The sequence below is a fragment of the Variovorax paradoxus genome (genome assembly GCF_030815975.1).
Lineage (GTDB): Bacteria > Pseudomonadota > Gammaproteobacteria > Burkholderiales > Burkholderiaceae_C > Variovorax > Variovorax paradoxus_N.
Window position 1 is genome coordinate 4,164,442 of sequence record NZ_JAUSXL010000002.1, and the last position, 24,477, is coordinate 4,188,918.

Annotated in this window: 23 protein-coding genes and 1 pseudogene; 8 read left to right on the forward strand and 16 right to left on the reverse strand. The window is 69.4% G+C overall.

The annotated features are described in order from the left end of the window. Positions 1–27: 27 nt before the first annotated feature. The 3 genes from QFZ47_RS23295 to QFZ47_RS23305 form a co-directional block, all read right to left on the reverse strand. Positions 28–669 carry a CDP-alcohol phosphatidyltransferase family protein gene (locus QFZ47_RS23295; RefSeq protein WP_307657889.1) on the reverse strand — a complete coding sequence of 214 codons (642 nt, stop codon included), beginning with the start codon at positions 667–669 and terminating at the stop codon, positions 28–30. A gap of 123 nt (positions 670–792) precedes the next feature. Then, complete coding sequence (locus tag QFZ47_RS23300) at positions 793–1,329, reverse strand: SRPBCC family protein (RefSeq protein WP_307657890.1); 537 nt, start codon at positions 1,327–1,329, stop codon at positions 793–795. A 29-nt stretch (positions 1,330–1,358) separates the two neighbouring features. Beyond that, complete coding sequence (locus QFZ47_RS23305; protein ID WP_307657891.1) at positions 1,359–1,697, reverse strand: ArsR/SmtB family transcription factor; 339 nt, start codon at positions 1,695–1,697, stop codon at positions 1,359–1,361. A 168-nt stretch (positions 1,698–1,865) separates the two neighbouring features. Between QFZ47_RS23305 and bla the strand changes: the two genes are divergently transcribed. Next, a complete protein-coding gene (gene bla, locus QFZ47_RS23310; RefSeq protein ID WP_307657892.1) occupies positions 1,866–2,765 on the forward strand; it encodes a class A beta-lactamase in 900 nt (299 codons plus the stop codon). Between the two features lie 12 nt (positions 2,766–2,777). Here bla and QFZ47_RS23315 read toward each other — a convergent pair whose 3' ends face one another. The 4 genes from QFZ47_RS23315 to QFZ47_RS23330 all read right to left on the reverse strand — a co-directional run bounded on the left by QFZ47_RS23315 (position 2,778) and on the right by QFZ47_RS23330 (position 6,259). Then, positions 2,778–4,079, reverse strand: a complete 1,302-nt coding sequence (locus QFZ47_RS23315; protein WP_307657893.1) for a UDP-N-acetylglucosamine 1-carboxyvinyltransferase — start codon at positions 4,077–4,079, stop codon at positions 2,778–2,780. A 26-nt stretch (positions 4,080–4,105) separates the two neighbouring features. Next, positions 4,106–4,543, reverse strand: coding sequence for a helix-turn-helix domain-containing protein (locus tag QFZ47_RS23320; protein ID WP_307657894.1), 438 nt, complete (start codon positions 4,541–4,543; stop codon positions 4,106–4,108). A 91-nt stretch (positions 4,544–4,634) separates the two neighbouring features. Beyond that, positions 4,635–5,255 carry a PAQR family membrane homeostasis protein TrhA gene (gene trhA, locus QFZ47_RS23325; protein WP_307657895.1) on the reverse strand — a complete coding sequence of 207 codons (621 nt, stop codon included), beginning with the start codon at positions 5,253–5,255 and terminating at the stop codon, positions 4,635–4,637. A gap of 92 nt (positions 5,256–5,347) precedes the next feature. Beyond that, complete coding sequence (locus QFZ47_RS23330; protein ID WP_307657896.1) at positions 5,348–6,259, reverse strand: LysR family transcriptional regulator; 912 nt, start codon at positions 6,257–6,259, stop codon at positions 5,348–5,350. Positions 6,260–6,400: 141 nt separating this feature from the next. On the opposite strand from QFZ47_RS23330, the gene QFZ47_RS23335 reads away from it, so the two are divergent. The 4 genes from QFZ47_RS23335 to QFZ47_RS23350 are packed head-to-tail and all read left to right on the forward strand — an operon-like array spanning position 6,401 to position 10,761. Continuing rightward, a complete protein-coding gene (locus tag QFZ47_RS23335) occupies positions 6,401–6,856 on the forward strand; it encodes a DoxX family protein (RefSeq protein WP_307657897.1) in 456 nt (151 codons plus the stop codon). Positions 6,857–6,879: 23 nt separating this feature from the next. Beyond that, positions 6,880–7,530 (forward strand): (2Fe-2S)-binding protein, encoded by a 651-nt coding sequence (locus tag QFZ47_RS23340; RefSeq protein WP_307657899.1) that lies wholly within the window; start codon positions 6,880–6,882, stop codon positions 7,528–7,530. After that, entirely contained in the window at positions 7,523–8,518 is a 996-nt protein-coding gene (locus tag QFZ47_RS23345; protein ID WP_307657900.1) for an FAD binding domain-containing protein, read from the forward strand. The genes QFZ47_RS23340 and QFZ47_RS23345 overlap by 8 nt, the downstream gene beginning before the upstream one ends. A gap of 2 nt (positions 8,519–8,520) precedes the next feature. After that, positions 8,521–10,761 (forward strand): xanthine dehydrogenase family protein molybdopterin-binding subunit, encoded by a 2,241-nt coding sequence (locus tag QFZ47_RS23350; protein ID WP_307657901.1) that lies wholly within the window; start codon positions 8,521–8,523, stop codon positions 10,759–10,761. Positions 10,762–10,769: 8 nt separating this feature from the next. Here the strand turns inward: QFZ47_RS23350 and QFZ47_RS23355 are convergent, their stop codons facing one another. The 5 genes and pseudogenes from QFZ47_RS23355 to QFZ47_RS23375 all read right to left on the reverse strand — a co-directional run bounded on the left by QFZ47_RS23355 (position 10,770) and on the right by QFZ47_RS23375 (position 17,317). After that, on the reverse strand, positions 10,770–11,129 hold the full coding sequence (locus QFZ47_RS23355; RefSeq protein ID WP_307657902.1) for a hypothetical protein: 360 nt from the start codon (positions 11,127–11,129) through the stop codon (positions 10,770–10,772). Positions 11,130–11,274: 145 nt separating this feature from the next. After that, positions 11,275–12,690, reverse strand: a complete 1,416-nt coding sequence (locus QFZ47_RS23360; protein ID WP_307657903.1) for a GTPase/DUF3482 domain-containing protein — start codon at positions 12,688–12,690, stop codon at positions 11,275–11,277. After that, positions 12,687–14,105, reverse strand: a complete 1,419-nt coding sequence (locus tag QFZ47_RS23365) for a DUF2868 domain-containing protein (protein WP_307657904.1) — start codon at positions 14,103–14,105, stop codon at positions 12,687–12,689. The genes QFZ47_RS23360 and QFZ47_RS23365 overlap by 4 nt, the downstream gene beginning before the upstream one ends. A gap of 373 nt (positions 14,106–14,478) precedes the next feature. Continuing rightward, a pseudogene (locus tag QFZ47_RS23370) lies at positions 14,479–16,342 on the reverse strand (ABC transporter ATP-binding protein). A 30-nt stretch (positions 16,343–16,372) separates the two neighbouring features. Beyond that, the gene (locus QFZ47_RS23375) at positions 16,373–17,317 is read right to left on the reverse strand and encodes a LysR family transcriptional regulator (protein ID WP_307657905.1); all 945 of its coding nucleotides are present in this window, start codon (positions 17,315–17,317) and stop codon (positions 16,373–16,375) included. A 100-nt stretch (positions 17,318–17,417) separates the two neighbouring features. On the opposite strand from QFZ47_RS23375, the gene QFZ47_RS23380 reads away from it, so the two are divergent. From QFZ47_RS23380 to QFZ47_RS23390, 3 genes are all read left to right on the forward strand, one after another. After that, positions 17,418–18,248, forward strand: coding sequence for a DODA-type extradiol aromatic ring-opening family dioxygenase (locus tag QFZ47_RS23380; RefSeq protein WP_307657906.1), 831 nt, complete (start codon positions 17,418–17,420; stop codon positions 18,246–18,248). Between the two features lie 28 nt (positions 18,249–18,276). Then, positions 18,277–19,161, forward strand: coding sequence for an alpha/beta fold hydrolase (locus tag QFZ47_RS23385; protein WP_307657908.1), 885 nt, complete (start codon positions 18,277–18,279; stop codon positions 19,159–19,161). A 181-nt stretch (positions 19,162–19,342) separates the two neighbouring features. Next, positions 19,343–20,155, forward strand: a complete 813-nt coding sequence (locus QFZ47_RS23390; protein WP_307657909.1) for a MipA/OmpV family protein — start codon at positions 19,343–19,345, stop codon at positions 20,153–20,155. Here QFZ47_RS23390 and QFZ47_RS23395 read toward each other — a convergent pair. The 4 genes from QFZ47_RS23395 to QFZ47_RS23410 all read right to left on the reverse strand — a co-directional run bounded on the left by QFZ47_RS23395 (position 20,143) and on the right by QFZ47_RS23410 (position 24,328). Continuing rightward, positions 20,143–21,552, reverse strand: coding sequence for a sensor histidine kinase (locus tag QFZ47_RS23395; protein ID WP_307657910.1), 1,410 nt, complete (start codon positions 21,550–21,552; stop codon positions 20,143–20,145). The genes QFZ47_RS23390 and QFZ47_RS23395 overlap by 13 nt on opposite strands. Next, positions 21,549–22,214, reverse strand: a complete 666-nt coding sequence (locus tag QFZ47_RS23400) for a response regulator transcription factor (protein ID WP_307657911.1) — start codon at positions 22,212–22,214, stop codon at positions 21,549–21,551. Before QFZ47_RS23400 ends, QFZ47_RS23395 begins: the two co-directional genes overlap by 4 nt. A 96-nt stretch (positions 22,215–22,310) precedes the next feature. Continuing rightward, complete coding sequence (locus QFZ47_RS23405; RefSeq protein WP_307657912.1) at positions 22,311–23,333, reverse strand: Bug family tripartite tricarboxylate transporter substrate binding protein; 1,023 nt, start codon at positions 23,331–23,333, stop codon at positions 22,311–22,313. Further along, on the reverse strand, positions 23,330–24,328 hold the full coding sequence (locus QFZ47_RS23410; RefSeq protein ID WP_307657913.1) for a Bug family tripartite tricarboxylate transporter substrate binding protein: 999 nt from the start codon (positions 24,326–24,328) through the stop codon (positions 23,330–23,332). The genes QFZ47_RS23405 and QFZ47_RS23410 overlap by 4 nt, the downstream gene beginning before the upstream one ends. Between the last annotated feature and the right edge of the window lie 149 nt (positions 24,329–24,477).

Here is a 24,477-nt window from a genome sequence, read left to right on the forward strand (position 1 = left end):
AAGGGCTTCCTTGGAGTGGACAGGCGGTCAGAACTTGGGAATGCGCAGCGTCTTGCTGATCATCAGCGTGCCCGAGAGCGCGAAGAGCAGCGTGAGCGGATGCAGCTGCCACGGCCCGAGCACCCAGGCGCCGCCCCACACCGCGTCGCCGATGCGGCCCTGCCAGGCGGCCCAGGCCAGCACGCCCACCAGCACCACGCTGGTCGGGATGGGCGTGCCTTCGAAGTACTTGACCTTGTCGGCGCCTGCCGAAAGCGCCTCGGCCGTGACGTTGTAGCGCGCGAGCCGGCTCACGCCGCAGCCGACGAAATAGATCAGCAGCACGCAGTCCCAGCCGCCGTCCAGGCCCGCGGCAAAGGCCAGCGCGGCCGGCGCCACGCCAAAGGAGATCACGTCGGCCAGCGAGTCGAGCTCGCGCCCCAGCGCCGAATGCGTTTGCCGCCAGCGCGCGATGCGGCCGTCGAACACGTCGAACACGAAGGCCGCGGGCGCGAGCGCGGCGGCCCAGAGGAACTGCGCCAGCGACTGGCTCGCCATGAAGGCCATCGAAAGGAACACCGCGCCCACGCCGCATGCCGCATTGCCGAGCGTGAATGCATCGGCCAGGTGAAAGCCGCGGATCATCGAGAAATGCTTGCGGACCGGTGCGGGGGAAGGAGTGAGGGCCATGGCGGTGCTTCGGAGTCGGCGGATGCTGCGAACCTTAACGCAAGCGCGGGCACTTGCCTGTAGTCGCCATCCGACTCCGGAAGGGGGCCGGCCGCGCCGAACAAAGGGCGCAGCCTCGCCCGATCAAGCCGGCAGCCGCTCGTCGTAAGCCTTCTCGAGCGCCGCGTGGTTGGTCCAGAACCCCCGCGGCTTGCGGCCGTGCAGCACATCGTCGAGCACGTCGAGGTGGGCGTGCCAGCCGCTGGAGACGCTGAGGGTTTCCTTGCGGTCGGGCAGGCGCCGGTGCGTGAGCACGAGGTGTGTGGCGTCGCCCGCTCGCGTGAACTCGAAAGCGACCTCCGAGGCGGTGGCGCTTTCGCTGCCCCAGCTGATGGTCAGGCGCTTGAGGGGTTCGAACTCGACGATCCGCGACTTCTGGAGGATGGGGCTGCGGCAGGCGCTGAAGCGCTCGGGGGCCACTTCGCCGGACAGCCGGGTGTGGTCGAAGCGCAGCTCGATCACGCTGCCGGGCTCCTCGGCCATGGTGCCGCCGGCCAGCCAGGCGGCGCGCTTGTCGGGGTCGACGAAATAGGCCCACACGCGCTCGACGGGGGCGGGCAGCGTGCGCTCCATGCGCAGGGTGCCGGGTTCGATCAGGGTTCCGAGGCTGTTCTTGGCCATGGCTTGCTCCTTGAAAAAGAAAGGGGACTTCACTTGCGGGATGCGTCGCGCCGCAGTTCCTTCTCCAGCGCGTCCAGGTGGTTGTTCCAGAAGCCTTCGTAATAGCGCAGCCATGCGTTGGCCGATGCGAGCGCTGCCGGCTCCAGCCGGCAGACGTGCGCGCGGCCGTGCACCGTGCGGGAGACCAGGCCGGCGCGCTCCAGCGCCTTGACATGCTTGGATGCGCCCGCGAACGACATGCGGAATGGCGCGCCGAGTTCGCCCACGCTGCATTCGCCCTGGGCCAGCAGCTGCAGCATGGTGCGGCGCGTGCTGTCGGCCAGGGCCTGGAACACGGCGTCGAGCCGTTCGTCGTCTAGTTCAACCATGAGGTTGAATATAGTCTTGCCTCGAGATTTATTCAACCGAAAAGTTGAATGATTTTTCCGGTTACACCCGATACAGGCGAGACGCGGCTGCGCCGCCTGGCGCTGGAGCCTGAGCGATGGCGCTCCTACGATTCGCTTCGTTCCATCCACTCGCAGACAAAAAGACCCATGAAATCATCCGCCAATCGCCGCACCTTCCTGCTTGCCGCGTCCGCCTTGCCCTTGGCCAGCGCCTGTACCGCCTGGTCCGCCAAGGGGCCGCAGGCCACCACGTTTTCGAGTGCCGAAGCGCAGCTCGCGGCGCTCGAAAGCTCCGTGGGCGGGCGGCTCGGCGTGGCCGCCTTCGACACTGCGACCGGCGCGCGCGTGCAGCACCGCGCCACCGAGCGCTTCCCGATGTGCAGCACCTTCAAGATGATGGCCTCCGCCGCCATCCTTGCGCGCAGCACCCGCGAGCCCGGCCTGCTGGAGCGGCGCGTGAGCTACGCGAGGAGCGACATTCTTTCCAACTCGCCCATCACCGAGAAGCACCTGGGCCAGGGCATGACGGTTTCCGCGCTGTGCGCCGCCACCCTCCAGTACAGCGACAACGCCGCGGCCAACCTGCTGGTGAAGATTCTGGGCGGCCCGTCCGCGGTGACCGCCTTCGCGCGCTCCATCGGCGACCAGACCTTCAGGCTCGACCGCTGGGAGACCGAGCTCAACAGCGCCATTCCGGGCGATCCGCGCGACACCACGTCGCCCGAGGCCATGGCCGCGAGCCTGCAGCGGCTGGTGCTGGGCGACGGGCTCGGTGCGGCGCAGCGCAGCCAGCTCGAGGCCTGGCTGCTGGGCAACACCACGGGCGCCACGCGCATCCGCGCGGGCGTGCCGGCCGACTGGAAGGTGGGCGACAAGACCGGCGCCGGCTCCTACGGCACCGTGAACGACATCGCCGTGCTGTGGCCGCCGGCCGGCGCGCCGATGGTGATGGCGGTCTACCTGACCTTTCCCAAGCCGGATGCGCCGGGCCGCAACGACGTCATCGCGTCGGCGGCGCGCATCGCGGTGGGCGCGCTCAGGGGCTGAAGCGCCCCGCGCTCATTCCTCCCTCGTCCACTCCACCTGTGCGCCCAGGCTGCGCAGGTTCTCGGCGAAGCGCGGGTGGGCCCGGCGGATCGGCGCGGCGTTGCGGATTTCGGAGCGGCCTTCGATGCTCGCCGCCACCATGAAGAGCGCGATCGCCACGCGGATGATGTAGGGGCTCTCGACGACGGCCGGCGTGAGCGGGCTGCCGCCGAAGCTGATGAGCCGGTGCGGGTCCGAGGAGAAGACGTGGGCGCCGAACTTCGAGAGCTCGCCGGTCCATCCCAGCGCGCCGTCGTACACCTTGTTCCAGAACATCGCATTGCCCTGGGCGCGCACGCCCAGCGCGATGAAGATCGGAAGCAGGTCGACCGGAAAGTACGGCCACGGCGCCGCTTCCACCTTGGTGAGCACGTTGCTGGTGAAAGGCGTCTGCACCTTGAGCGGGCCGGTGCTGCTGGCGCGCGACCAGCCGTCTGTGTGCGTGACCGTGACGCCGAACTTGGCGAAGGTGCGGTCGATCAGCGGAAAGTTCTCGGGCGCGCTGTTGCGCACGACCACGTCGCCACCCGTGATGGCGCCCAGCGCCAGGAAGGTGGTGATCTCGTGGAAGTCCTCGTCGAAGCGGAACTCCCCGCCGCCCAGCGCGCCGCCGCCGTGCACGGTGAGCCGCGATGTGCCGATGCCGTCGATGCGCACGCCGAGCATCGTCATGAAGCGGCAGAACTCCTGCACATGCGGTTCGGAGGCGGCATTGGTGAGCGTGGAGCTGCCGTTGGCCGCTGCCGCGCACAGCACGAAGTTCTCGGTGGTGGTGACGGAGGCGTAGTCGAGCCAATGCTGCGCGGGCGTCAGCGGCCCGGCGCAGCGCACCAGCAGCGAGCCGCTGGCGCGCTCCACCTCGCCGCCGAAGCGCCGGAACACATCGACGTGCGGATCGATCTCGCGCACGCCCAGCGTGCAGCCCTTGACGTTGTCTTCGAGCCGCGCAATGCCAAAGCGCGCGAGCAGCGGCGGCACCAGCATGATCGACGAGCGCATCTCCTCGGGCAGCCGGTCGCGCGCGGCATCGAACACCGTGTCGCGGTGGTGCAGCTCCAGCGTGCCGGTGGCGTGGTCCATGCGCGCCTCGCTGCCCAGGCTGCGGAAGATGTCGAGGATCTTGCGCACGTCGGTGATGTCGGGCACGCCGTGCAGGCGCAGGGGCTCGCGCGTGAGCAGCGTGGCGCACAGCACGGGCAGCACGGCATTCTTGTTGGCGGAAGGTGTGATGCGGCCACGAAGCGGCGTACCGCCGTGCACGATGAGGCTGGACATGAAGCGGTGCCGGGGGAGGGGCTGATTTATCCGTTCAACTGCTCGGCCACTTCGCGCCGGCCCAGGCCCCGAACGGCTGCCAGGCCTTCGAGCTGGGCCTTGCGCGGCCTTGCCTTGCCTTGCTCCCACTTGTAGATGGTCTGGCCGGTGACGCCCACCAGCTTGCCATAGGCGGCCGCCGAGAGGCCGAGCTTGCCGCGGTGAGCGGCCAGACGGCTGGCGCTGAATCGCCGGTGCGGGCCTGATTCGGCGGCTTCGTCGGCATCGCCTGCGGGAGCGGCGCGCACCACGGTCTTGGTGGTGCGGCGCAGTTCCTTCTCCAGCTTTTCGACCTGCCGGCGCAAGGCGGCGATCGAGGCGCGGTGGAGCGTGGAGGCTTTTCTGAGCGTTTCGATCTCCGCGCGAACTTCCTTTCGGGCGACGCGGGAAATCTCGGATTTCAGGATGGAGGCGATATTTGGCATGGGGCGCATTGTGCACATCTCACGACGCGAAACCGCGCGAGAGGTGGTAACAGGTGCTTACGGCGGGGCCGTGCCCGCTCGCGGTTGTGCATCAAAGCACGAACCAGCCCACGCAGACATAGTGGCTCGCGGTGCCCGCGAGCACGAACAGATGCCAGGTGCCGTGCGCATGCCGAAAGCCCCGCCGGTTGCGATAGAACACCGTGCCCGCGGTGTAGAGCGCGCTGCCCGCCAGGAGCCACGCAAGCCCGCCGCTGTCGAGCCGCGCGGCCAGCGGCGCCGAGGCCAGCACGCCGAGCCAGCCCATGGCGATGTAGAGCGCCAGCGGAGGCTTCGCGCCCGCGCTGTTCGCCTGCAGCAGTTCGCGCGCGATGCCCAAGAACGCCGCGCTCCACACGGCGGCCAGCAGCAGCCAGCCCCACAGCCCGTGCAGCGTGACCAGCGCGAACGGCGTGTAGGTGCCCGCGATCAGCAGGTAGATGGCGCAATGGTCCGCGCGCTCCCAGAAGCGCTTGAGCCGCCCCCGGGTACTGTGGAACAGCGTGGAGGCTGCATACAGCGCCACCGCCGAGAGCGAGAACACCAGCGCGCCGGCAATCCGTGCCGGGTCGCCGGTGGGCAGGGTCTTGGCAAGCAGCAGCGCGGTGGCCGCAAGTGCGAGCACCAGGCCCAGCAGATGGCTGTATCCGTTGAGCCGTTCGCCGGGGTACATCGCGTGGGGTGGTGCAGTCTGGGTAGGTGGCGGCAAGGGCCTGCGGATGCTAGGTGCGCCACGTGACTGCGCGGTGACCACCGCGCCGGCGCCTATGCGGCCGCGCTGCCGAAGCGCTCCGCATAGAGCTGCGCGATCCAGTCGATGAACACCCGCACGCGCGGTGAGAGCTGGCGATGGTGCGGGTACAGCACCGAATAGACCATCGGTGGGCAGGGCGTGTGCGGCAGGATCTCGACCAGCGAGCCCTCGCGCAGCTGGCTCTCCACGCTGAAGCGCGGCACCTGGATGATGCCGCAGCCCTGTTCGGCGCAGCTCTTGTAGATATCGGCGTTGTTGACGCTGATCCAGTCCTTCAGCATGCAGGTTTCGAGCTTGCCGTCCACCATGAACTCGTACGGAAACACCTCGGGCCGCGAGGCCGAGAAGAAATTGACCGCCAGGTGCCGGGCGAGGTCGGACGGCTGCGTGGGCGTGCCGTACGCGGCCAGGTAGCCCGGGCTCGCGCAGGTCACTTGCGGCAGCAGCGCCAGGCGGCGCGTGACCAGCGACGAATCCTTGGGCTCGCCCGCGCGCACCACGCAGTCGACGCCTTCGCGCACCAGGTCCACCAGCCGGTCGCCGCTGCCCATGGCCAGTTCGATGTGCGGATAGCGCTCATGGAATTCGTGGATGCGTGGCAGCACGATTGCCTGGGCGGGCGCGCCATGGATGTCGATGCGCAGGCGCCCGCGCGGATTGACCGCGAGTTCCGACAGCGAAGACTCGGCCTCCTCGAGCTCGCGCAGCAGATGGCGGCAGCGCTCGTAGAAGGCTTGGCCGTCGACGGTTGTGCGCACCTGGCGCGTCGTGCGCTCCAGCAGCCGCACGTGCAGCCTTGCTTCCAGCTCCTTGATGGCATGCGTGGCCGTGGCACGCGGAATGTCGAGTGCGGCCGCGGCCTGGGTGAAGCTGCCCAGATCGACGATGCGGGTGAACAGCTGCATGGCGTCGAAGCGATCCATGGTCTTCTTGATTGTTGAGTCTCATTGAATTGTATTGGCGAGATTCGCATATTTATTCGCCCATGCAGAACAGAGAGACTTCCTCTCGCGCCACCTTTTTCGGCGCTTCCCCGCAACCCCTTCGACCCAGGAGCGCTCCCCATGCAACTGATCTTTCCACGGCTGCGCAGCCTCTATGACCGGCTGGAGCCGCTGAGCCATGCGCTGCTGCGCATCGCGTTCGGCCTGATGCTCATGACCCACGGCATCCCCAAGCTGCTGGGCCGCAGCCACGGCAGCATGGCCGATCCGATGGCCGGCTCGGTCAACCTGATCGCCAACGTGCTGCACCTGCCCGCCGCACCGCTGATCGGCTGGTTCATCGCGCTGCTCGAAGGCGTCGGCGGGCTGATGCTGGCATTGGGTTTCCTGACGCGCATCGTCGCGCCGATGGTGGTGGTGCAGATGCTGGTCATCAGCTACCTGCTGGCACCCACCTTTCCCTGGATCGACCGCGGCTACGAATATCCGCTGATGCTGGTCTTCGTCGCGCTGTGCATCGCGGCGCGCGGCAGCGGCCCTGCGTCGTTCGACGCGCGCCTCGGCCGCGAATTCTGAAGAAGAAAAAAAGGAAGAGCCCCATGAGCCATCCACCCCTGCAGAACGCAGCAGGCGCATTGCCTGCCGTCAACCGCCGCATGTTCATGATGACCACGGCGGCCAGCGCGGGCACCGCGGCTTCGGCCGGCGCAAGTGCGGCCGCGGAAACCGGCCGCGCGGCACCCAACCCCGGCGCGGGGTCCCACGAGACCCGCGTCACCATCAACGGCAGGCTCCACGAACTGAAGCTGGAGCCGCGCGCCTCGCTGCTCGACGTGCTGCGCGAACAGCTCGGCCTCACCGGCGCCAAGAAGGGCTGCGACCACGGCCAGTGCGGTGCCTGCACCGTGCATGTGGACGGCCGCCGCGTGGCCTCGTGCCTCACGCTGGCCGTGAAGACCGACGGCTGCGCCGTGACCACCATCGAGGGCATCGAGTCGGCCGACGGCACGCTGCATCCGATGCAGCAGGCCTTTCTCGACCATGACGCGCTGCAGTGCGGCTATTGCACGCCCGGCCAGATCATGGCGGCCATTGCCTGCGTGCGCGAAGGCCACGCCACCAGCGACGCGCAGATCCGCGAATACATGAGCGGCAACATCTGCAGATGCGGTGCGTACGCGGGCATTCTCGAAGCGATCCGCGAGGCTGCGCCGCATGTGCGGCGCATGGAGGGCAGTCGCCATGCATGACTTCGCCTACCTGCGTCCGCGCAGCACCGGCGAAGCCGTGCAGCTGCTCGCGCAGAACCAGCCCGGCGCGCGCTACTTCGCGGGCGGCACCACGCTGTTCGACCTGATGAAGCTCGGCGTGGAAGCGCCGGCCACGGTGATCGACATCACCCGCATCGAAGGCCTGCGCGAAGTCGACACCGCCAGCCGCGGCGAGCTGCGCATCGGCGCGCTCGCGGCCATGAGCGACGTGGCGGACAACGCCGTGGTGCAGCGCGAATTCCCAGCCCTGTCGGAGTCGCTCTGGAAGGCCGCGTCGCAGCAGCTGCGCAACATGGCAACCGTGGGCGGCAACCTGCTGCAGCGCACGCGCTGCGCCTACTTTCGCGGCGGACCCGAATTCGCCTGCAACAAGCGCGTGCCCGGCAGCGGCTGTTCGGCGGTGGGCGGCCAGAACCGCGGTCATGCGGTGCTGGGCGGCAGCGACGCCTGCGTGGCCGTCTATCCCGGCGACTGGGCCGTTGCGCTGGTGGCCTTCGACGCACTGGTCGACACCGTCAGCCCGCGCGGGGAGCGCACGGTGCCGGTGCGCGAACTGCACCGTGCGCCGGGCGCCACGCCGCATCTGGAAACGGTGCTCGCGGCCGACGAGCTGATCGTGCGCATCCGCGTGCCGCGCAGGGCGATCGGGCGGGGCTCCACGTACCACAAGATCCGCGACCGCGAGTCCTACGCCTTTGCGCTTGCCTCGGCGGCTGTGGCCCTGGAGATCAGGAGCAACCGGGTGGTCGACGCGCGCATTGCGCTCGGCGGTGTGGCAACGCATCCGTGGCGTGCGGCCGAGGCAGAGCGCAGCCTGGTCGGCCAGCCGTTCACGCGCGCGGCCGCGCGGCGGGCCGCCGAACTTGCCTTCGAGGGCGCGAAGCCGCTCGAGCACAACGCGTTCAAGGTGGCGCTCGGCATCGAAACGGTGACCGATGCGCTGATGCTGGCCAGGGAAAGGAGCTGAAGATGGCAACAAATCTCAACACGGCAGTGATGAAGCGCACGCCTCGCGCCGGTGCCGAGCGCGTCGACGCGCGCGACAAGGTGCGCGGCGCCACGCGCTATGCGGCGGACGATGCGCGCGCCGGGCTGCTGCATGCCGCGCTGGTGCCATCGCGCATTGCGCGCGGCGCCGTCACCGCCATCGACACCGCGGCGGCGCAGCGCGTGCGCGGCGTTCGCACGGTGTTCACGCACGAGAACGTCGGCAGCTTCGACACCGGCGGCTTCCTGATGGGAGGCGGCTTCGGTTTCCAGAGCTTCTATCCGCTGCGCTCGCCGCAGATTGCCTACCGCGGGCAGACCGTGGCCATGGTGGTGGCCGACACGCCTGAGGCTGCTCGCGAGGCCGCTGCTTTGGTGGCCGTGACGTACACCGCCATTCCCTTCGTGGCCACCATCGATGCGCCCGGTGCCGAGCCACAGATGCAGTCCGCGCTGCTGCCGCAACCCATGTTCGCCGACCGGCGCGCGGGCGATGCCGAAGCCGCGCTCCAGGATGCCGCCTTCACGGTGGACGCGGCGTACGAGTTGCCGATGCAGCACCAGAACCCGATGGAAATCATCGCGACCGTGGCCGAATGGAGCGCCGACGGCGTGCTCACCATCCGCGAGCCGACCCAGAATGCCGAAGGCGTGCGCCACGGCCTGGCGAAGCAACTGGGCATCGAGCCCGCAAAGGTGCGCGTGCTGTCGCCCACGGTGGGCGGCGGTTTCGGCCAGAAGAATTCGCTGCAGTCGCACACCGCGCTGGTGGCCATTGCGGCGCGCACGCTGGGCCGGCCGGTGAAGCTCGTGCTGTCGCGCAGCCAGCTGTTCCACAACGCGAGCTTCAGGCCGGCGAGCCGCCACCGCGTGCGGCTGGGCGCCGACCGCAGCGGCAAGCTGGTCGCCGCCATCCACGAGATCGACCAGCAGACCTCGCGCCACGACCTGTTTCCATCGAGCGGCACCGAGATCACTTCGCGGCTCTACGGCATCGGCAATTTCCTGGGCCGCGAGCGGCTCGTGCGCACCGACGTGCAGACGCCCGGCTACATGCGCGCGCCGTTCGAGCATCCGGCCGCCTTCGCCTTCGAAAGCGCGGTGGACGAGATGGCCTACGCGCTCGGCCGGGACCCGGTTGCGTTTCGCCTTGCGAACGACGCGGCCGTCGATCCGATCAGCGGCAAGCCTTTTTCGTCGCGCCACCTGGCGGAGTGTCTCGCCAAGGGAAGCAGCGCGTTCGGCTGGGCGCGCCGCACGATGGCGCCGCGCTCGATGCGCGCGCCCGACGGCAGCTTCATCGGATGGGGCGTGGCGGCCGGCGCCTACAAGGCGGCCATTGCACCGGCCGTCGCCAAGGTGCGGCTCGACGCGAGCGGCGCGGTGCGGGTGGCGGTCGGCGGCCACGAGATGGGGCAGGGCATTCGCACGGCCATTGCATTGACGGTGGCGCGCGTGCTTGGCGCGCCGGTGGCCGCGGTCGAGATTCTGGTCGGCGACACCGCCGCCGCGCCGCAGCACCTGACCGCCGGCTCCTGGGGCACGGCCACGGCATTGCCGCCGGTGCAGGAAGCCGCGCAGCGGCTCATGGACGACCTGCGGCAGAACGCGGGTGCGCAGCCTGGTGCGGACGGGGCTACGGCCGTGGCGCTGCTGCGCGCCTCGGGCCGCCCCTTTGCCGAGGCCGAAAGCCGGATGCGCGCGCCGGGCCAGCCCGAACAGGTCTTCGGGCGGCTCACCGGCGGGCTGCCCGCCGCGGCCGGGCCGGTGTATCCCGACTTCGTCGCCTTCAGCTTCATCGCGCACTTTGTCGAGGTGCGCATCGAACCCACCACGCGGCGCATCCGCGTGCCGCGCGTGCTCAGCGTGGCCGACTGCGGCACGGTGGCCAGCCTGCGCACTGCGCGCAGCCAGGTCGAAGGCGGCGTGGTGTGGGGCATCGGCGCCGCGTTGCGCGAGGCGAGCGAGGTGGATGCGCGCTACGGCGGCTTCCTCAACGCGGACCTTGCGGAATACGTGCTGCCCGTGGCGGCGGACATCGGCCGCATCGATGTCGACTTTGTCGGCAAGCCGGACATGCGGCTCAATGCCATGGGCGTGAAAGGCCTGGGCGAAGTGGCCATGGTCGGCGTGGCGCCCGCCATCGTGAATGCGGTGTTCCATGCCACCGGCAAGCGCTTGCGCCGGTTGCCGCTGCGGCTGGAGGACCTGCTTGAAACCTAGGCCTGTGGCTATCTGCCGGTGCCGAACGAGTTGACGTGCACCTCGACGATGTCCACGAACTCCGGCAGTTCGAGCAGGAACTCGGGGTCGCGCGCCAGCGGCGCCACGCGCAGCGGATCGCCGCGCTGCGCGTGCATCGCATGCATGTGCTCGATCGATTGCCAGTAGGAGACGGTCCTGAATTCGGCGGTGTCGCCGTTCAGCTTGCGAAAGTACTGCACGCCCAGGCATTCGGGCTTCTTCGCGATGTCCTGGATGCCGTGCTCGAAGCTGTAGCGCAGGTATTCGTCGGCCCGCGCGATCGGCGTGCGGCCTTGCCACACGCGTCCGATCAAGGGGGTGGCGAGCAGTTTGCATTCGACGGCCATGGGTGCTCCTTTTTCGATGAGGACAAAAAAGACGAACGGCACCCCGCGTGCCGTCGATGTCTTCGAAAAAAGAGTGGTGCGCGCGGCATCGCTGGCACGTAGGAATCCGTCGCCTCCGCCTGCAAGCGGAGGCAGGAGCCGGCGCTCAGGGCGCGAAGGCGCCCTGCAGCGTGCGCGCGAGATCGGCCGCGAGCGCATCGCGCTGCGGCGCGGGGCGCCAGAAGCCGCGCGTGGCCAGGCCCGCCGATTCCCATTCGGGATGGCTGCGCGCCGGCCGCACGGCGCGCACGGCGGCCGCGGTGGCGCGCGTCGGCGCGTCCTGGGTTGCGCTCGTTTCGGCCGCGATGCGCCCGGTGGCCGCGTGCCCGCGCTGCTCCAGTGCGCGCGTGAGCTTCAGCTGCCAGGCCACCAGCGCAAACAGCACGCCGTCTTCCACCGTGAGCTCGTGCACGTTGCGCAGCCTGTTCGCCAGCTTGCGCCCGAACGGCCCCCAGCCTTGCGACACGGCGCCGCCAATGGCGCCGCCCAGCGCGGCGCCCGTGCCCAGCGAAATGCCGGCCAGGGCCAGGTCCGCCACCACGCCCACGGCCGCGCCGATGGCGGCGCCTTTGCCGAGCCGCAGGCCCGCGTCCTTCATGGCTTCGGGGCTGAAGAAATCCAGCGTCCAGCGGCCTTCGATGAGCGGCAGCGGCGCCTCGCCGGCATCGTCCTGGCGAAAGCCGTAGAGCGCGAGCAGGTCGTCGGTGCAGCGCTGCGCCTTGTCGAACACATCCTTCTGCAAGGCCGCGACGAAGGCCTTGCGGCGCGCCGTGTCGGCGAACTCCTCGGTCGGCACCGTGCGGCGCAGCGCCGCGGCATCGACCAGCAGTTCGGCGATGCGCACGCAGGCCGCGCGGCGGCGCCCGGCGGCTTCGGCGGCGAGCCAATCCACCACGGCACGCAGCAGCTCGCGCCGGTCGCGCAGCAATGTCGACAGGTCGCTGTAGAGCTCGCGCTCAGCGCCCACGAAGGGCGCCGCGGCATCGAAGCGCACCTGCACGTGCAGGCCGTAGGCCGACAGCAGTTCCTTCCAGTCGGGCTCGCGGCTGGCCGCATCGCGCACGAAGTTCAGCACCGGCAGCACGGGCCGGGCGCAGGAGTTGAGCAGCTCGATCTCGTCGCGGAACTTGGGCAGCACCGGCTCGCGCACGTCGATGACCAGGAACGCCGCATCGATGTCGAGCATGGTGCGCAGCACCTTGGCCTCCTGCTCGAACACGCCGTGGGCTTCGGGGCCCTGCAGGAACAGGCGGATGCGCCCGGGTGGCGTGGCCTGCGGGTCGAGGCCGGCCAGGTGCTCGCGCAGCGCCACCGCATCCTCGAGGCCCGGCGTGTCGAAGAAGCGCACGGCGGCCTGGCCGTTCACGTCGAGATCGACGGACTCCACATGGCGCGTGGTGCCGGGGCGCTGCGACACTTCGCCGAAGCCGGCGCGCCGCGTCAGCGTGCGCAGCAGCGAGGTCTTGCCCGCGTTGGTGTGGCCGACAACGGCGATGCGGATGGCTGGCTGCTGCTGCGTCATGGGGTGGCGCCGAGGGCTTGCAATGCGTCTTCGAGCCGGGGCGTGGCCGCGACGCGCGGCAGGCCGGTATCGCGCAGCCAGTCGATCCAGCGCTGCGATGCATTTGCGTCGGGTGCGTCCATGGCGGCCGGGGCCAGCCAGAGCCGGCATTCGCCGCAATGGGCCAGCACTTCGCGCAGGAAGCGTTCGGTGCCCCGGTCGGGGCTCGATGCGGCGTGGCACACCAGCAGTACGGCACGCGGACGGGCCTGCGCGAGCTGGTCGAGCAGGGCGCGGCGCGCGGGGGCGCTGCCGTCGATGCGCTGCACGTGCGGGGTTGCATTGGCCGGCAGGCCCTCGGGCGGCCATGCCGTATCCGAAGGCAGCTCGAAGCCGATGACGAACAGGGCATCGCGCAACTCCGAAGGTGCGAGGCCCGCGGGCGCCGAGCCCGGCGCACGCCCCGGATCGGCATCGACGATGGCAGGCGGCGCGAGCGCGGCAAAGCGGGCCGTCAGCTTGCGGTAATACGGCTCGCTCCAGTCGGGCCGCAGCGCGCCGCGGCGGCGGTGCCACACCGCCGCGCTCAGCAGCACCAGCGCCAGGCGCGGCAGCAGCCCGTACACCACGATGCAGCCCGTCAGCCACAGCGCCCAGGTGCGCTGGCCCGCGGCGCCCGGAGAAGGGGAAAGCACGGTTGCGGCATCGGGAACCGGAAAGCCGATCTGCGCCGGCGCCCAGCCGAGCACCTGCACGGCGTGCACGAAGAAGGCCGGGTCGAGGATCGTCGTCTCCCAGCTCAGCGTGTAGCTGCGAAACGCCAGCGCGAACAGCAGCGCGGCCAGCACCGCGGCGAACGAGAGCGACCAGATGCCGTGGCTCACCAGCCCCAGGGCCCAGGGCAGCAGCCTCGCGCGCGCGAGCAGCCCGGTGGCAGAGCGCACCAGCACCGGCGCCTGGCCGCGCTTGCCGCCGGCCACGCGCGCGGTGAGCGAGAGCCAGATCCAGCCCAGCGAGCTTGTGTTGAACGCGCCGAGCGGCAGCCACAGGCCGGCCAGCCAGAGCAGCAGCGTGAGCGCATGCAGGCCGAGCAGGCTCGCCAGCGCCACGATCACGTTGATGTGCCGTTCGCCGCCGCCGACCACGTGGCCCGCGAGGCCCAGGCCGGCCATGACGACGAGCGCGACCAGTCCGAGCAGCACCCATGGCGCCCACTGGCGGGCGCGTGCCAGTTCGGATTGCAGCCCGATGCGCTCACCGAGCAACAGCGCGCGTGCGGTGATGCGTGCCGGTGCGTCGGAAGTGCGGGAGGTGCGGGCGAGGGCGGCGCGCAGGACCTCGGCGTCGTCGAGCGGACCTTTCTCCTCGGTCCATCGGATCGCTTCGGTGATGACCGCGTCCGGAAAGGCAGGTTCGCGCAACGCGGTGTTGGTCAACAGGGTCCCTTCGCAGCAAGTGGGCCCCGCAAGTGCCGGGGCGCGCGAATTATGCCCGGCGCGCTGCGGGCAACCCATGAGAAACGGGGCCGCGCGGACGGCCCCGTTCTTGTTCAGCAGGCGAGTCGAAAACGCGTGCCCGGTTCAGCGCAGGCCGAAGAACGAAAGCACGGCCACGACCACGACGACCAGACCGACGATATAAATGATGGAATTCACGCGAGGACTCCTCGTTGTTGACGACAGCTTCAGCATCGCGCCCGGGGTGTCCGGTTGCTGTCGGCGAGTGGCGGCCCGTGCTGTAGGACTCGCAAAGACCCGCCCGCGCGCTTGCGCCGTGCCACCGTAACGCTTGCTGACAAATAGCCTGCGCTCAGGCCCGCAGGGCTTCGCCGTCCTCTTCTTCCAGCGAGTCGCCCAGGAAGCCGCCGCTCTGGTGCGCCCACAGCCGCGCATAGAGCCCGCCCTGCGCCATCAGCGTGCGGTGGTCGCCTTCTTCCACCACGCGGCCTTCGTCGAGCACGATAAGCCGGTCCATGGCCGCGATGGTCGACAGCCGGTGCGCGATCGCGATCACGGTCTTGCCTTTCCATCAGCCGGTAGAGGCTCTGCTGGATGGCGGCCTCCACCTCGGAGTCGAGTGCGCTGGTGGCCTCGTCGAGCAGCAGGATCGGCGCGTCCTTGAGCATCACGCGCGCAATGGCCACGCGCTGGCGCTGGCCGCCCGAGAGTTTCACGCCGCGCTCGCCCACGTGCGCCTCGTAGCCGCGCCGGGCGCTGGCGTCGCCCAGCGTCTGGATGAAGTCGTGCGCTTCGGCACGCTTGGCGGCCGCCTCGATCTGTTCGTGCGTGGCGTCGGGCCGGCCGTAGGCGATGTTGTCGGCCACCGAGCGGTGCATCAGCGAGGTGTCCTGCGTGACCATGCCGATATGGCTGCGCAGCGAATCCTGCGTCACATGCGCGATGTCCTGGCCGTCGATCAGGATGCGCCCGCTTTCCAGGTCATGGAAGCGCAGCAGCAGATTGACGAGCGTCGACTTGCCCGCGCCCGAGCGGCCGACCAGGCCGATCTTCTCACCGGGCCGCACCACCAGGTTCAGGTCGTCGATGACGCGGCGGCCCGCATCCGCATAGCGGAAGCTCGCGTGCTCGAAGCGCACCTCCCCGCGCGGCACCTCGAGCACGCCGGCATCGGGCGCATCGAGCACGGTGCGCGGGCGCGACAGCGTCTTCATGCCGTCCTGCACGGTGCCGATGTTCTCGAACAGGCTGGTCATCTCCCACATGATCCAGTGCGACATGCCCTGCAGGCGCAGCGCCATCGCGGTGGCTGCGGCCACCGCACCCACGCCCACCGTGCCGTTCGACCAGAGCCACAGCGCGGTGCCGGCCATGCCCGCGGTCAGGCCCATGCTGAGTGTGTGGTTGACGATCTCGAACGCGCTCACCAGCCGCATCTGGCCGTAGCCCGTGTACATGAACTCGCGCATCGCCTCGCGCGCGAAGCCGGCCTCGCGCTGCGTGTGCGAGAACAGCTTGACGGTGGCGATGTTGGTGTAGGCATCGGTCACGCGCCCGGTCATCAGCGCGCGCGCGTCGGCCTGCGCCTTGCCCACCTTGCCCAGCCGCGGCACGAAGTACATCAGCGCACACGCATAGAGCACCAGCCAGACGATGAAGGGCAGCACCAGCTGCACGTCGAGCACGCTCACCAGCACGATGATGGTCACCACGTACACGCCCATCGCCACCACCACGTCGGCCAGCACGAACAGGGTGTCGCGCACCGCGAGCGCGGTCTGCATGACCTTGGCCGTGATGCGGCCCGCGAACTCGTCCTGGTAGAAGGCCATGCTCTGGCCCAGCATCACCCGGTGGAAGTTCCAGCGCAGGCGCATCGGCAGGTTCACTGCCAGCGTCTGGTGCTTGACGATGGTCTGCAGCGCGACCACGCCGATGCTGACCACCAGCAGCACGGCCAGCCACGCCAGCGTGTCGCCGCGCTCGGCCCACAGCCGCGACGGCACCTGGCCGCCGAGCCAGTCGACGATGCGCCCGAGGACCGCGAACAGCAGCGCCTCGAAGCCCGAGATGGCCGCGGTGAGCGCCGCCATGACGGTCATCTTGAGGCGCAGGCCGTGGGTGCAGGCCCACAGGAACGCGAAGAAGCCCGTCGGGGGAGGCGCCGGTTCGGCCGCGGGATAGGGGAGGAGCAGTTTTTCGAAGAAACGGAACAAGGCGTGCGGTCTCCAGGGGAAGCCGCGACTTTAGCCCGGGGTGGCATGTCCTTGCCCCGAAAGGGTGCGTTTTGCCGCCGCGGGCGGCTGGCCGCCCAGCCGCTCGCCGAGAAAGTCGATGAAGCTGCGCAGCTTGGGCGCCATGTACTGGCGGCTGGTGTACACGGCAAACAGCGTGACCGGCGGCGAGGCGTGGTCGGGCAAGAGCCGCACCAGCCGGCCCGCGGCAAGGTCGTCGTCGACCAGCCATTCGGGCAGGAACGCAATGCCCATGTCCGCGCGCACCGCATGCAAGGTGAGCGTGGTGTCGTCCGAACGCAGCGCCGGCGTGAGCCGCAGCGGAAACATCCGCCCGCCCGGCCCCTTGAGCGAGAGATTGTCGAGGTTCACGTAGCTCGGCACGATGGCGCCGAGCCGGCCCAGGTCGGCCGGCAGCGCGGGGTTGCCGCCCATGCGGCGCAGGTAGGCGGGCGTGCCTGCCAGGTGGAAGGGCACGCGGCACAGCGGCCGCGCAATCAGCGCCGGCGAGGGCTCCTGCGTGGCACGCAGCGCGAGGTCGTAGCCATCGGCCGCGAGGTCGACCTTGCGGTTCTCCAGGTGGATGTCGACCAGCACTTCAGGAAAGCGCTCGCGGTAGTCGGCCAGCACGCGCGCGAAGCGCGGCGTGGCACACCACACCGGCGCGCTCACCTTGAGCTGGCCGCGCGGCGCCTCGCTCTTCTGGCCGATGGCGGCCTCGGCGGCATCGAGCAGGTCGAGCGCGCGCCGGCTCTGCTCGTACCAGGCGGTGCCGGCCTCGGTCAGGCTCAGGTGGCGGCTCGAGCGGTGCAGGAGCCGCGCGCCCAGCGATTTTTCGAGCTGCGCCACATGCTTGCTGGCCATCGGCGCAGACATCGACAGGCGCTCGGCCGCGGCCACGAAGCTGCCCGATTCGACGACCTCCCGAAACACGCGCAGGCTGGTCAGGCGGTCCATGGATGGTTTCCTCAGAGGAAATGAATCGATGCATCGTAGCCTGTCGATTTCCTGGTGGGAAATGTCTACAGTCGATGCAACGCTTTCAAGGAGCATCGGCTTGACCCACGACAACACCACTTCGCGCCTGCCCACGTATTTCATCTCGCATGGCGGCGGCCCCTGGCCCTGGATGAGGAAGGAAATGGGCCCCACCTACGACCAGCTGGCCGCGGCGCTGGCCGACATGCCGCGCCAGATCGGCCGCACGCCCGGCGCCATCCTCATGGTGTCGGCCCATTGGGAGGCGCCGGTCTTCACGGTGCAGGGCAGCCCGCGCCCGCCGATGATCTACGACTACGGCGGCTTCCCCGCCCACACCTACGAAGTGCGCTACGACGCACCGGGTTCGCCCGAACTGGCGCAGCGCGTGCAGTCGCTGCTGGCGGCGGCCGGGTTGCCCGCGGCCATCGACCCCGAGCGCGGCTTCGACCATGGCATGTTCTCGCCCATGAAGGCGATGTATCCCGATGCCGGCGTGCCGGTGGTGCAGCTGTCGCTGCGCCGGGGGCTCGATCCGGCGGAGCACCTGGCGCTCGGCCGCGCGCTCGCGCCCTTGCGCGACGAGAACGTGCTCATCGTGGGCAGCGGCCTGAGCTATCACAACCTGCGCAACTTCGGCCCGCAGGCGCATGGCGCGTCCAAGGCCTTCGGCGACTGGCTCGACCACACCGCCGTGCAATCGCCGCCGCAGGAACGCGCGCAGCGGCTGCAGGACTGGGCCTCCGCCCCTTCGGCGCGCATCGCGCATCCGCGCGAGGAGCACCTGATCCCGCTGATGGTGGCGGTCGGCGCGGCCGAGCAGGAGCCCGGCGAACGCATCTATCACGAAGATGCCTTCATGGGCGGGCTCGTGGTGTCGAGCTACCGCTTCGGCGCCGGCGCCAGCTGAAAAGGCCGCGCGTTGGCAGAATCGGGCGATGCCTTCCATTCCCGATTCAGATTCCACTTCAGATTCAGACCGCGAAGCCCGCCTCTTGATCGAACGCATCGCCGCGAGCGGCACGCGCCATGACGTGGTGCATGGCGGCGTTCGCGTCTGCTGGCGCCGCTTCGGCGATGACAACACCCATGCGCCGCTGGTGCTGCTGCACGGCGGCCACGGCAGCTGGATGCACTGGCTGCGCAACGTCGAGGCGCTCTCGGCCGGGCGCACGCTGTGGCTGCCCGACATGCCCGGGTTCAATGATTCCGACGCGCCGCCGCGCGCCGCGCCCGGCGAAGATCCGCTCGGCCCGCTGCTCGATGCGCTGGGCGGATCGCTCGACCAGCTGATCGGCGCGGGCACGCCCATCGATCTGGGCGGCTTCTCCTTCGGCGGGCTCACCGCCGCGCGCTTCGCGGTGCGGCGCGGCGCCATCCGGCGCTTCGCACTCGTGGGCAGCGGCGGCCACGGCACCATGCGGCGCATGGCGGTGGAGATGATCAACTGGCGCGCCGCGCCCAACCGCGCGCAGGAACGCGCCGCGCTGCTGCACAACCTGGCCGCGCTGATGCTGCACGACAAGGCCGCGATCGACCCGGTGGCGTTCGAGATCCACGACATCTCCTGCCACGGCACGCGTTTTCGCAGCAAGGACGTGTCGCAGGCGGGCGGCCTGCAGGCCGCGCTCGACACGCTCGGCGGGCCGCAGCTGCTGCTGTGGGGCGAGTACGACGTCACCGCCGATCCGCGGCCGCTGGTGGCGCAGCTCACGGCCGGCCATCCGCAGCGCGAAGGCGTGGTGATCGATGGGGCAGGGCATTGGGCGCAGTACGAGCGCGCCGATGAATTCAACCGGCGGCTGCTGCGCTTCCTGGGCTGAGCTTGGCAGCCCCGCAGCTTCCCTATGGCCTCGCGAGCCCGAGCGACGTGAAAGCTCGCGGCGGCGCGCCATTCATCGAATCTTAAAAAGCCTAAAGAGTTATTAAAGCCTCAGGGTCAGCATCCGGCGGCGAGGCGGCCATGCCGCTTCGAACCTTCGACTTTTCACCCTGAGGATCCTGATGAAGAAGCAAACCCGCCTTGCCCGAGGCCCCCGTTTCCATGGCCGCTCGACCTTCGCGGCAATCGCCGTGAGCGCCATCTCCGCCACCTGCATGCCACTCGCCTGGGCACAATCCGACGAAGAGAAATTCCAGGCCGGGGGCTCCCAGTGGGGTCTCGGTATCGCGGCGGGCATGGATCGCAAGCCCTACCGCGAATTCGACGACAAGGCGATCGCCATTCCGATGGTCACCTACGAGAACCGGTGGGTCAGCGTTGCGGGCCCGAGCCTCGATCTGAAGCTCCCGTCCGCGGGTCCGGTGTCGTTCCGGCTGCGTGCGCGCTACGCGTCTGACGGTTACGAGGCCGAAGACTCCCCCTACCTGAGCGGCATGGATGAACGCAAGGCCAGCATCTGGCTTGGGGGCGCCGCGATCTGGCGCAACGAGTTCGCCAACCTGTCGGCCGAGCTGCTGGCCGACGCTTCCGGGCACAGCAAGGGCACCCGGTTCAAGCTGCAGGTCGACCGTCGCTTCACCTCGGGTGCCTTCAGCTTCACGCCACGGCTCGCTGTGCATTGGGTCGACCGCAAGTACGTCGACTACTACTACGGCGTGCGCGCAGCGGAATCCCGCTCGGATCGCGCCCGCTACGACGGCGACGCCGCCGCGAACGTCGAACTGGGCCTGCGCGTGGACTACGCCGTGGCGCCGAAGCAGACCCTGTTCCTGGACCTCAGCGGCACCAGCCTCGGCAGCGGTATCAAGAACAGCCCGCTGGTCGGCCGATCGAGCCAGACCGGCGTGCGCGTCGGCTACCTCTACAGATTCTGAAGCGCAGGAGCCTCGGCGGAGCCCAACGCCGGAAACACCACGCGAATGCCGAGGCCGCGGCCGTCGAGCCCGGTCCCGGTCTCGATGGCCGCGCGATGCACCTGGGCGATGCCCGCCACCAGCGACAACCCAATGCCGCTGCCGCGCGACGGCGCGCCGGCCACGCGGTGAAAGCGCTTGAAGATGGCGGTGCGCTCCGACGCGGGCACGCCGGGCCCGTCGTCCGCCACCTCGAGATAGACGCGCCGGTCCTGCGGTGGCGCCGTGCCCGCCTCCTGGCCGCAGCTCACGCGCACCCGCCCGCCCTTGGGCGTGTAGCGCAGTGCGTTGTCGACCAGGTTGCGCAGCAGGATGCCGATCTCGTCGATGTCGCAGCGAATGGTGCAGGGCCGCACGTCGAGCAGGATCGTGCGCACCTGTTGGAGCGCATGGATGTCGAACTCGTGCACCACGTGCATTGCCAGCGCGCCCAGGTCGGCCGGTGCATGCTGCGGTGCATTGGCGCCCGCGTTCAGGCGCGCCAGGTCGAGCAGCTGCTCGGACAGGCGCGTGCTGCGCTCGGCCACGGTGAGCAGCTTGGTCAGCGCCACGTCCTTCTCGGCCGCGGTGGGGGCGCGCAGGGCGATCTGGGCCTGCGCCTGCAGCGCCGAGAGTGGCGTGCGCAACTCGTGGGCCGCGTCGCCGATGAAGCGGCGCTCGCCTTCGACGGCTTCGTCGAGCTGCCGCAGCGCGTGGTTGAAGGAGGCGACCAGCGGATGGAGCTCGCGCGGCAGCAGCGCCGGCGTCAGCGGCGTGAGGTCGAAGCTGCGCCGGTTGCGCATTGCGGCGCCCAGCGCCACCACCGGCTCCAGCGAGCGTCGCACCACGAACCACATCACCGCGCCCACCAGCAGGAGCAGCAGCGTGTTGAGGACCAGCGCGGTCAGCGCCTCTTGCCGCAGTTCGGCGTCCACCACGCTGTGGAGGTTGCCCACCTGCACATACACGCGGCCCATCTTGTCGGAGACGGAATACACGCGCCATCGCTCGCCCGCGATGACGGTCGTGGCCACGCCTTCGGCAAAGTCGGGCCGCAGTGCCGTCTCCGGCGCGCCGGGCGAACGCACGACCAGCCGGCTGCCGTCGAGCCAGACCTGGAAGGCGAGCGCCTCGCTCTCGGACAGCGCTTCGTCGCGCAGCTGCAGGCCGTTGCCCGGCGGCCGCATCCCGCGCAGCCTGTTCTCGCCCGGGATGGTCAGCAAGATGCGCGTGGCGATGGTGCGCAGCTTGTCGTCCCAGATGCTGTTCTTGTTGTGCGTGAGATAGACGAACAGCACTGCGAGCGCCACCGCCCAGCACAGCGCGATGGTCGCCGCGATCACCAGGATCATCCGCCCGTGCAGCGACTTCAGCTTCATGGCCGCGGCTGGCCGACGACGTAGCCGTGCCCGTGCACGGTGCGGATCAGGTCGTCGCCGAGCTTGCGGCGCAACTGATGGATGAAGACGGCGATGGTGTTGCTCTCGACCGCGCTCGCGTTGCCGTAGACGGCGTCCTGCAGATGGTCGCGTGTGATCACGTGGCCGGGCCGCTCGAGCAGCGCCAATAGCGTGCGGTATTCGTGCGCGCTCAGCGTCACCTCGATTCCGGCCTTCGATACCACGCGGCGGCTGCGGTCGACTTCGATGTCGCCGTGCGAGAACACCGGGATCACGCGGCCCTGGCTGCGGCGGATGACCGAACGCACGCGCGCCCAGAGCTCGTCGAACTGGAAGGGTTTGACAAGATAGTCGTCCGCACCCGCGTCGAGCCCATGGATGCGCTCGCTGAGCTGGCCGCGAGCGGTCAGCATCAGCACGGGCGTGGGGTCATAGCGGCTGCGCATCGCGCGCAGCACCGAAAGCCCCGACTCGCCGGGCAACCCGATGTCGAGCAGCACGGCGGCGTAGGCATGGTCGATGAGCGCGAGCCGCGCGGCCGGCGCATTGCGGACGTGGTCGATGGTCCAGCCGCTCTGGCGCGCGCCGTCGCACACCGCCTCTCCCAACATGGCATCGTCTTCGACCAGGAGCAGGTGCATGGAGGTGGTGTGGGGTGTGGCGCGCGGGAAGCAGTGCGAATGATGCCCCAGAGTTTTTAATATCTCGTTAAGTCACGCGTTGCGGCCGGCGCCCCGCTATTGCTTCACCAGCCCCAGCTTGCGGATCATGTCGCCCCACTGGTCGTAGGTTGCACGCGTGAGCTCGGCCAGTTGCGCGGGGCTCGACGACTCGGCCTCGTAGGCGCCCTGGCGGAAGAAGTCGCGCGTGGCCGGCATCGCCAGCACCTGCGCGAGCGCGCCGTTGAGCTTTGCGACCACCGGCGCGGGCATGCGCGCGGGTCCGTAGAAGCCGAGCCAGCTCGGCATGTCGACCCCGCTCACGCCCTGCTCGGTCATCGTGGGCACGTCGGGCAGCATCGTGCTGCGCTTGGGCGCCGCCACCGCCAGCATGCGGACCTTGCCGGTGGCGGTGTTCTGGATGGCGTTGGGCGCGGCGTCGAAGTAGTACTGCACGCGGCCCGCGAGAAAGTCCTTCGCGGCGTCGGCGCCGCCCTTGTAGGGCACATGCACAACGTCCAGCCCCGCCTGCTGCGCAAAGGCCTCGCCGTAGATGTGCGAGGAGGTGCCGGTGCCGAAGGAGGCGTAGCTCATCTTCCCCGGGTTGGCCTTGATGTAGGCCACCAACTCCTGCACCGTGCGCGCGGGCACGCTCGCATGCACCGTGAGCACCAGCGGCCCGCGCGCGCCGAGTGAAATTGGCGTCAGGTCCTTGAACGGGTCGTAGCGCACCTGCGCCAGCGTCTGCGGGTTCTGCGCCACCACCGAAGAGGGCGCGTACATCATCGTGTAGCCGTCGGGCGCCGCGCGAATCACTTCCTCGGTGGCCAGGATGAAGCTCGCACCCGGCCGGTTCTCCACGATGACCGGCGTCTGCAGCACTTCGCCGAGCTTGTTGGCGACGAAGCGCGCCTGCGCATCCGAGGCACCGCCCGCCGCGAGTCCGAGCACGATGCGGATGCTGCGGCCTTTCTCGGGGAAGGGCGCGGGCTCGGCCGCGAGCGCGGCACACGGCAGCGCGGCCGCGCCGAGCGCGGACACCAGCCCGAGCCAGGCGGCCACGCGCCGGCGGCCGATGGAGGAGGGCGGCCAGGCGTTCATTGCTTGGCCAGCCCGACCTGCTGCACCATCGCGCCCCAGCGCTCGTAGGTCGAGCGCGTGACGCCGGCAAACTCCTCGGGCGTGCTTGCGCCGGCTTCATAGCCGCCGCTGCGGTAGAAGTCGCGCACCTGCGGCATCGCCAGCACCTGCGTGAGCGCGGCGTTGAGTTTCGCGACCACCGGCGCGGGCATGTGGGCCGGCCCGTAGAAGCCGAGCCAGCTCGGCAGGTCGAGTCCCGTCACCCCTTGCTCGGCGAAGGTCGGCACGCCGGGCAGCGCGGCGATGCGCGCGTTCGCGGCAATCGCGAGGATCTTCACCTTGCCCGTGCCCGAGGTGATGACCGCCGACGAGGCCGAATCGAACATGTACTGCACGCGGCCGCCGATCAGGTCTTTGGCCGCGTCGGAACCGCCCTTGTAGGGAATGTGCACCGCGTCGATGCCGGCCTTCTTCACGAAGGCCTCGCCGTAGATGTGCGACGAGGTGCCCGCGCCGAAGGAGGCGTAGCTCACCTTGCCGGGGTTCGCCTTCACGTAGGCGATGAGCTCCTTCACGTTGCGGGCCGGCACGGTGGTGCTCACCGACAGCACCAGCGGCCCGCGGCCGCCCATCGAGATGGCGGTGAAGTCCTTGAACGGGTCGTAGGGCACCTGCGAGAAGGTGTGCGGGTTCTGCGCCATGGTCGAAGACGGCGCGTAGAGCAGGGTATAGCCGTCGGGCAGCGCGCGCGCCACCTCGCTCGCGGCCAGCATGGTGCTGGCGCCGGGCTTGTTGTCGACGATCACGCCGGTGCCCAGCACCTCGCCGAGCTTCTGCGCCACGATGCGCGCCTGCGCATCGGTGCCGCCGCCGGCCGTGAAGCCGACCACGATGCGGATCGGCTTGCCGCCGCGCACGGGAAAGTCTTGCGCCAGGGCCAGGGGCGCCACGCCCAGGAGGGCCGCCGCGCCGAGCGCCGCGCCGAACGCGCGGCGGGTGCCGCAGGGTTTCTTCATCGATGTCTCCGTTTGAAATGTTCTTCTTATATTGGTTTAGAAAATCATAAAAATCCACAACGACTAGGGAATACCCCGAAGAAATGCCTTTTGAAGGCTTTTGTGTTTGACAAAATGAACATTGAAATCAAAATACGATGCAACAGCCC

Bases quoted from the DNA above. Each gene is read 5' to 3' on its own strand.
- QFZ47_RS23295 (WP_307657889.1), bottom strand. From the start codon at position 669: ATGGCCCTCACTCCTTCCCCCGCACCGGTCCGCAAGCATTTCTCGATG.
- QFZ47_RS23300 (WP_307657890.1), bottom strand. From the start codon at position 1,329: ATGGCCAAGAACAGCCTCGGAACCCTGATCGAACCCGGCACCCTGCGC.
- QFZ47_RS23305 (WP_307657891.1), bottom strand. From the start codon at position 1,697: ATGGTTGAACTAGACGACGAACGGCTCGACGCCGTGTTCCAGGCCCTG.
- bla (WP_307657892.1), top strand. From the start codon at position 1,866: ATGAAATCATCCGCCAATCGCCGCACCTTCCTGCTTGCCGCGTCCGCC.
- QFZ47_RS23315 (WP_307657893.1), bottom strand. From the start codon at position 4,079: ATGTCCAGCCTCATCGTGCACGGCGGTACGCCGCTTCGTGGCCGCATC.
- QFZ47_RS23320 (WP_307657894.1), bottom strand. From the start codon at position 4,543: ATGCCAAATATCGCCTCCATCCTGAAATCCGAGATTTCCCGCGTCGCC.
- trhA (WP_307657895.1), bottom strand. From the start codon at position 5,255: ATGTACCCCGGCGAACGGCTCAACGGATACAGCCATCTGCTGGGCCTG.
- QFZ47_RS23330 (WP_307657896.1), bottom strand. From the start codon at position 6,259: ATGGATCGCTTCGACGCCATGCAGCTGTTCACCCGCATCGTCGATCTG.
- QFZ47_RS23335 (WP_307657897.1), top strand. From the start codon at position 6,401: ATGCAACTGATCTTTCCACGGCTGCGCAGCCTCTATGACCGGCTGGAG.
- QFZ47_RS23340 (WP_307657899.1), top strand. From the start codon at position 6,880: ATGAGCCATCCACCCCTGCAGAACGCAGCAGGCGCATTGCCTGCCGTC.
- QFZ47_RS23345 (WP_307657900.1), top strand. From the start codon at position 7,523: ATGCATGACTTCGCCTACCTGCGTCCGCGCAGCACCGGCGAAGCCGTG.
- QFZ47_RS23350 (WP_307657901.1), top strand. From the start codon at position 8,521: ATGGCAACAAATCTCAACACGGCAGTGATGAAGCGCACGCCTCGCGCC.
- QFZ47_RS23355 (WP_307657902.1), bottom strand. From the start codon at position 11,129: ATGGCCGTCGAATGCAAACTGCTCGCCACCCCCTTGATCGGACGCGTG.
- QFZ47_RS23360 (WP_307657903.1), bottom strand. From the start codon at position 12,690: ATGACGCAGCAGCAGCCAGCCATCCGCATCGCCGTTGTCGGCCACACC.
- QFZ47_RS23375 (WP_307657905.1), bottom strand. From the start codon at position 17,317: ATGGACCGCCTGACCAGCCTGCGCGTGTTTCGGGAGGTCGTCGAATCG.
- QFZ47_RS23385 (WP_307657908.1), top strand. From the start codon at position 18,277: ATGCCTTCCATTCCCGATTCAGATTCCACTTCAGATTCAGACCGCGAA.
- QFZ47_RS23390 (WP_307657909.1), top strand. From the start codon at position 19,343: ATGAAGAAGCAAACCCGCCTTGCCCGAGGCCCCCGTTTCCATGGCCGC.
- QFZ47_RS23395 (WP_307657910.1), bottom strand. From the start codon at position 21,552: ATGAAGCTGAAGTCGCTGCACGGGCGGATGATCCTGGTGATCGCGGCG.
- QFZ47_RS23400 (WP_307657911.1), bottom strand. From the start codon at position 22,214: ATGCACCTGCTCCTGGTCGAAGACGATGCCATGTTGGGAGAGGCGGTG.
- QFZ47_RS23405 (WP_307657912.1), bottom strand. From the start codon at position 23,333: ATGAACGCCTGGCCGCCCTCCTCCATCGGCCGCCGGCGCGTGGCCGCC.
- QFZ47_RS23410 (WP_307657913.1), bottom strand. From the start codon at position 24,328: ATGAAGAAACCCTGCGGCACCCGCCGCGCGTTCGGCGCGGCGCTCGGC.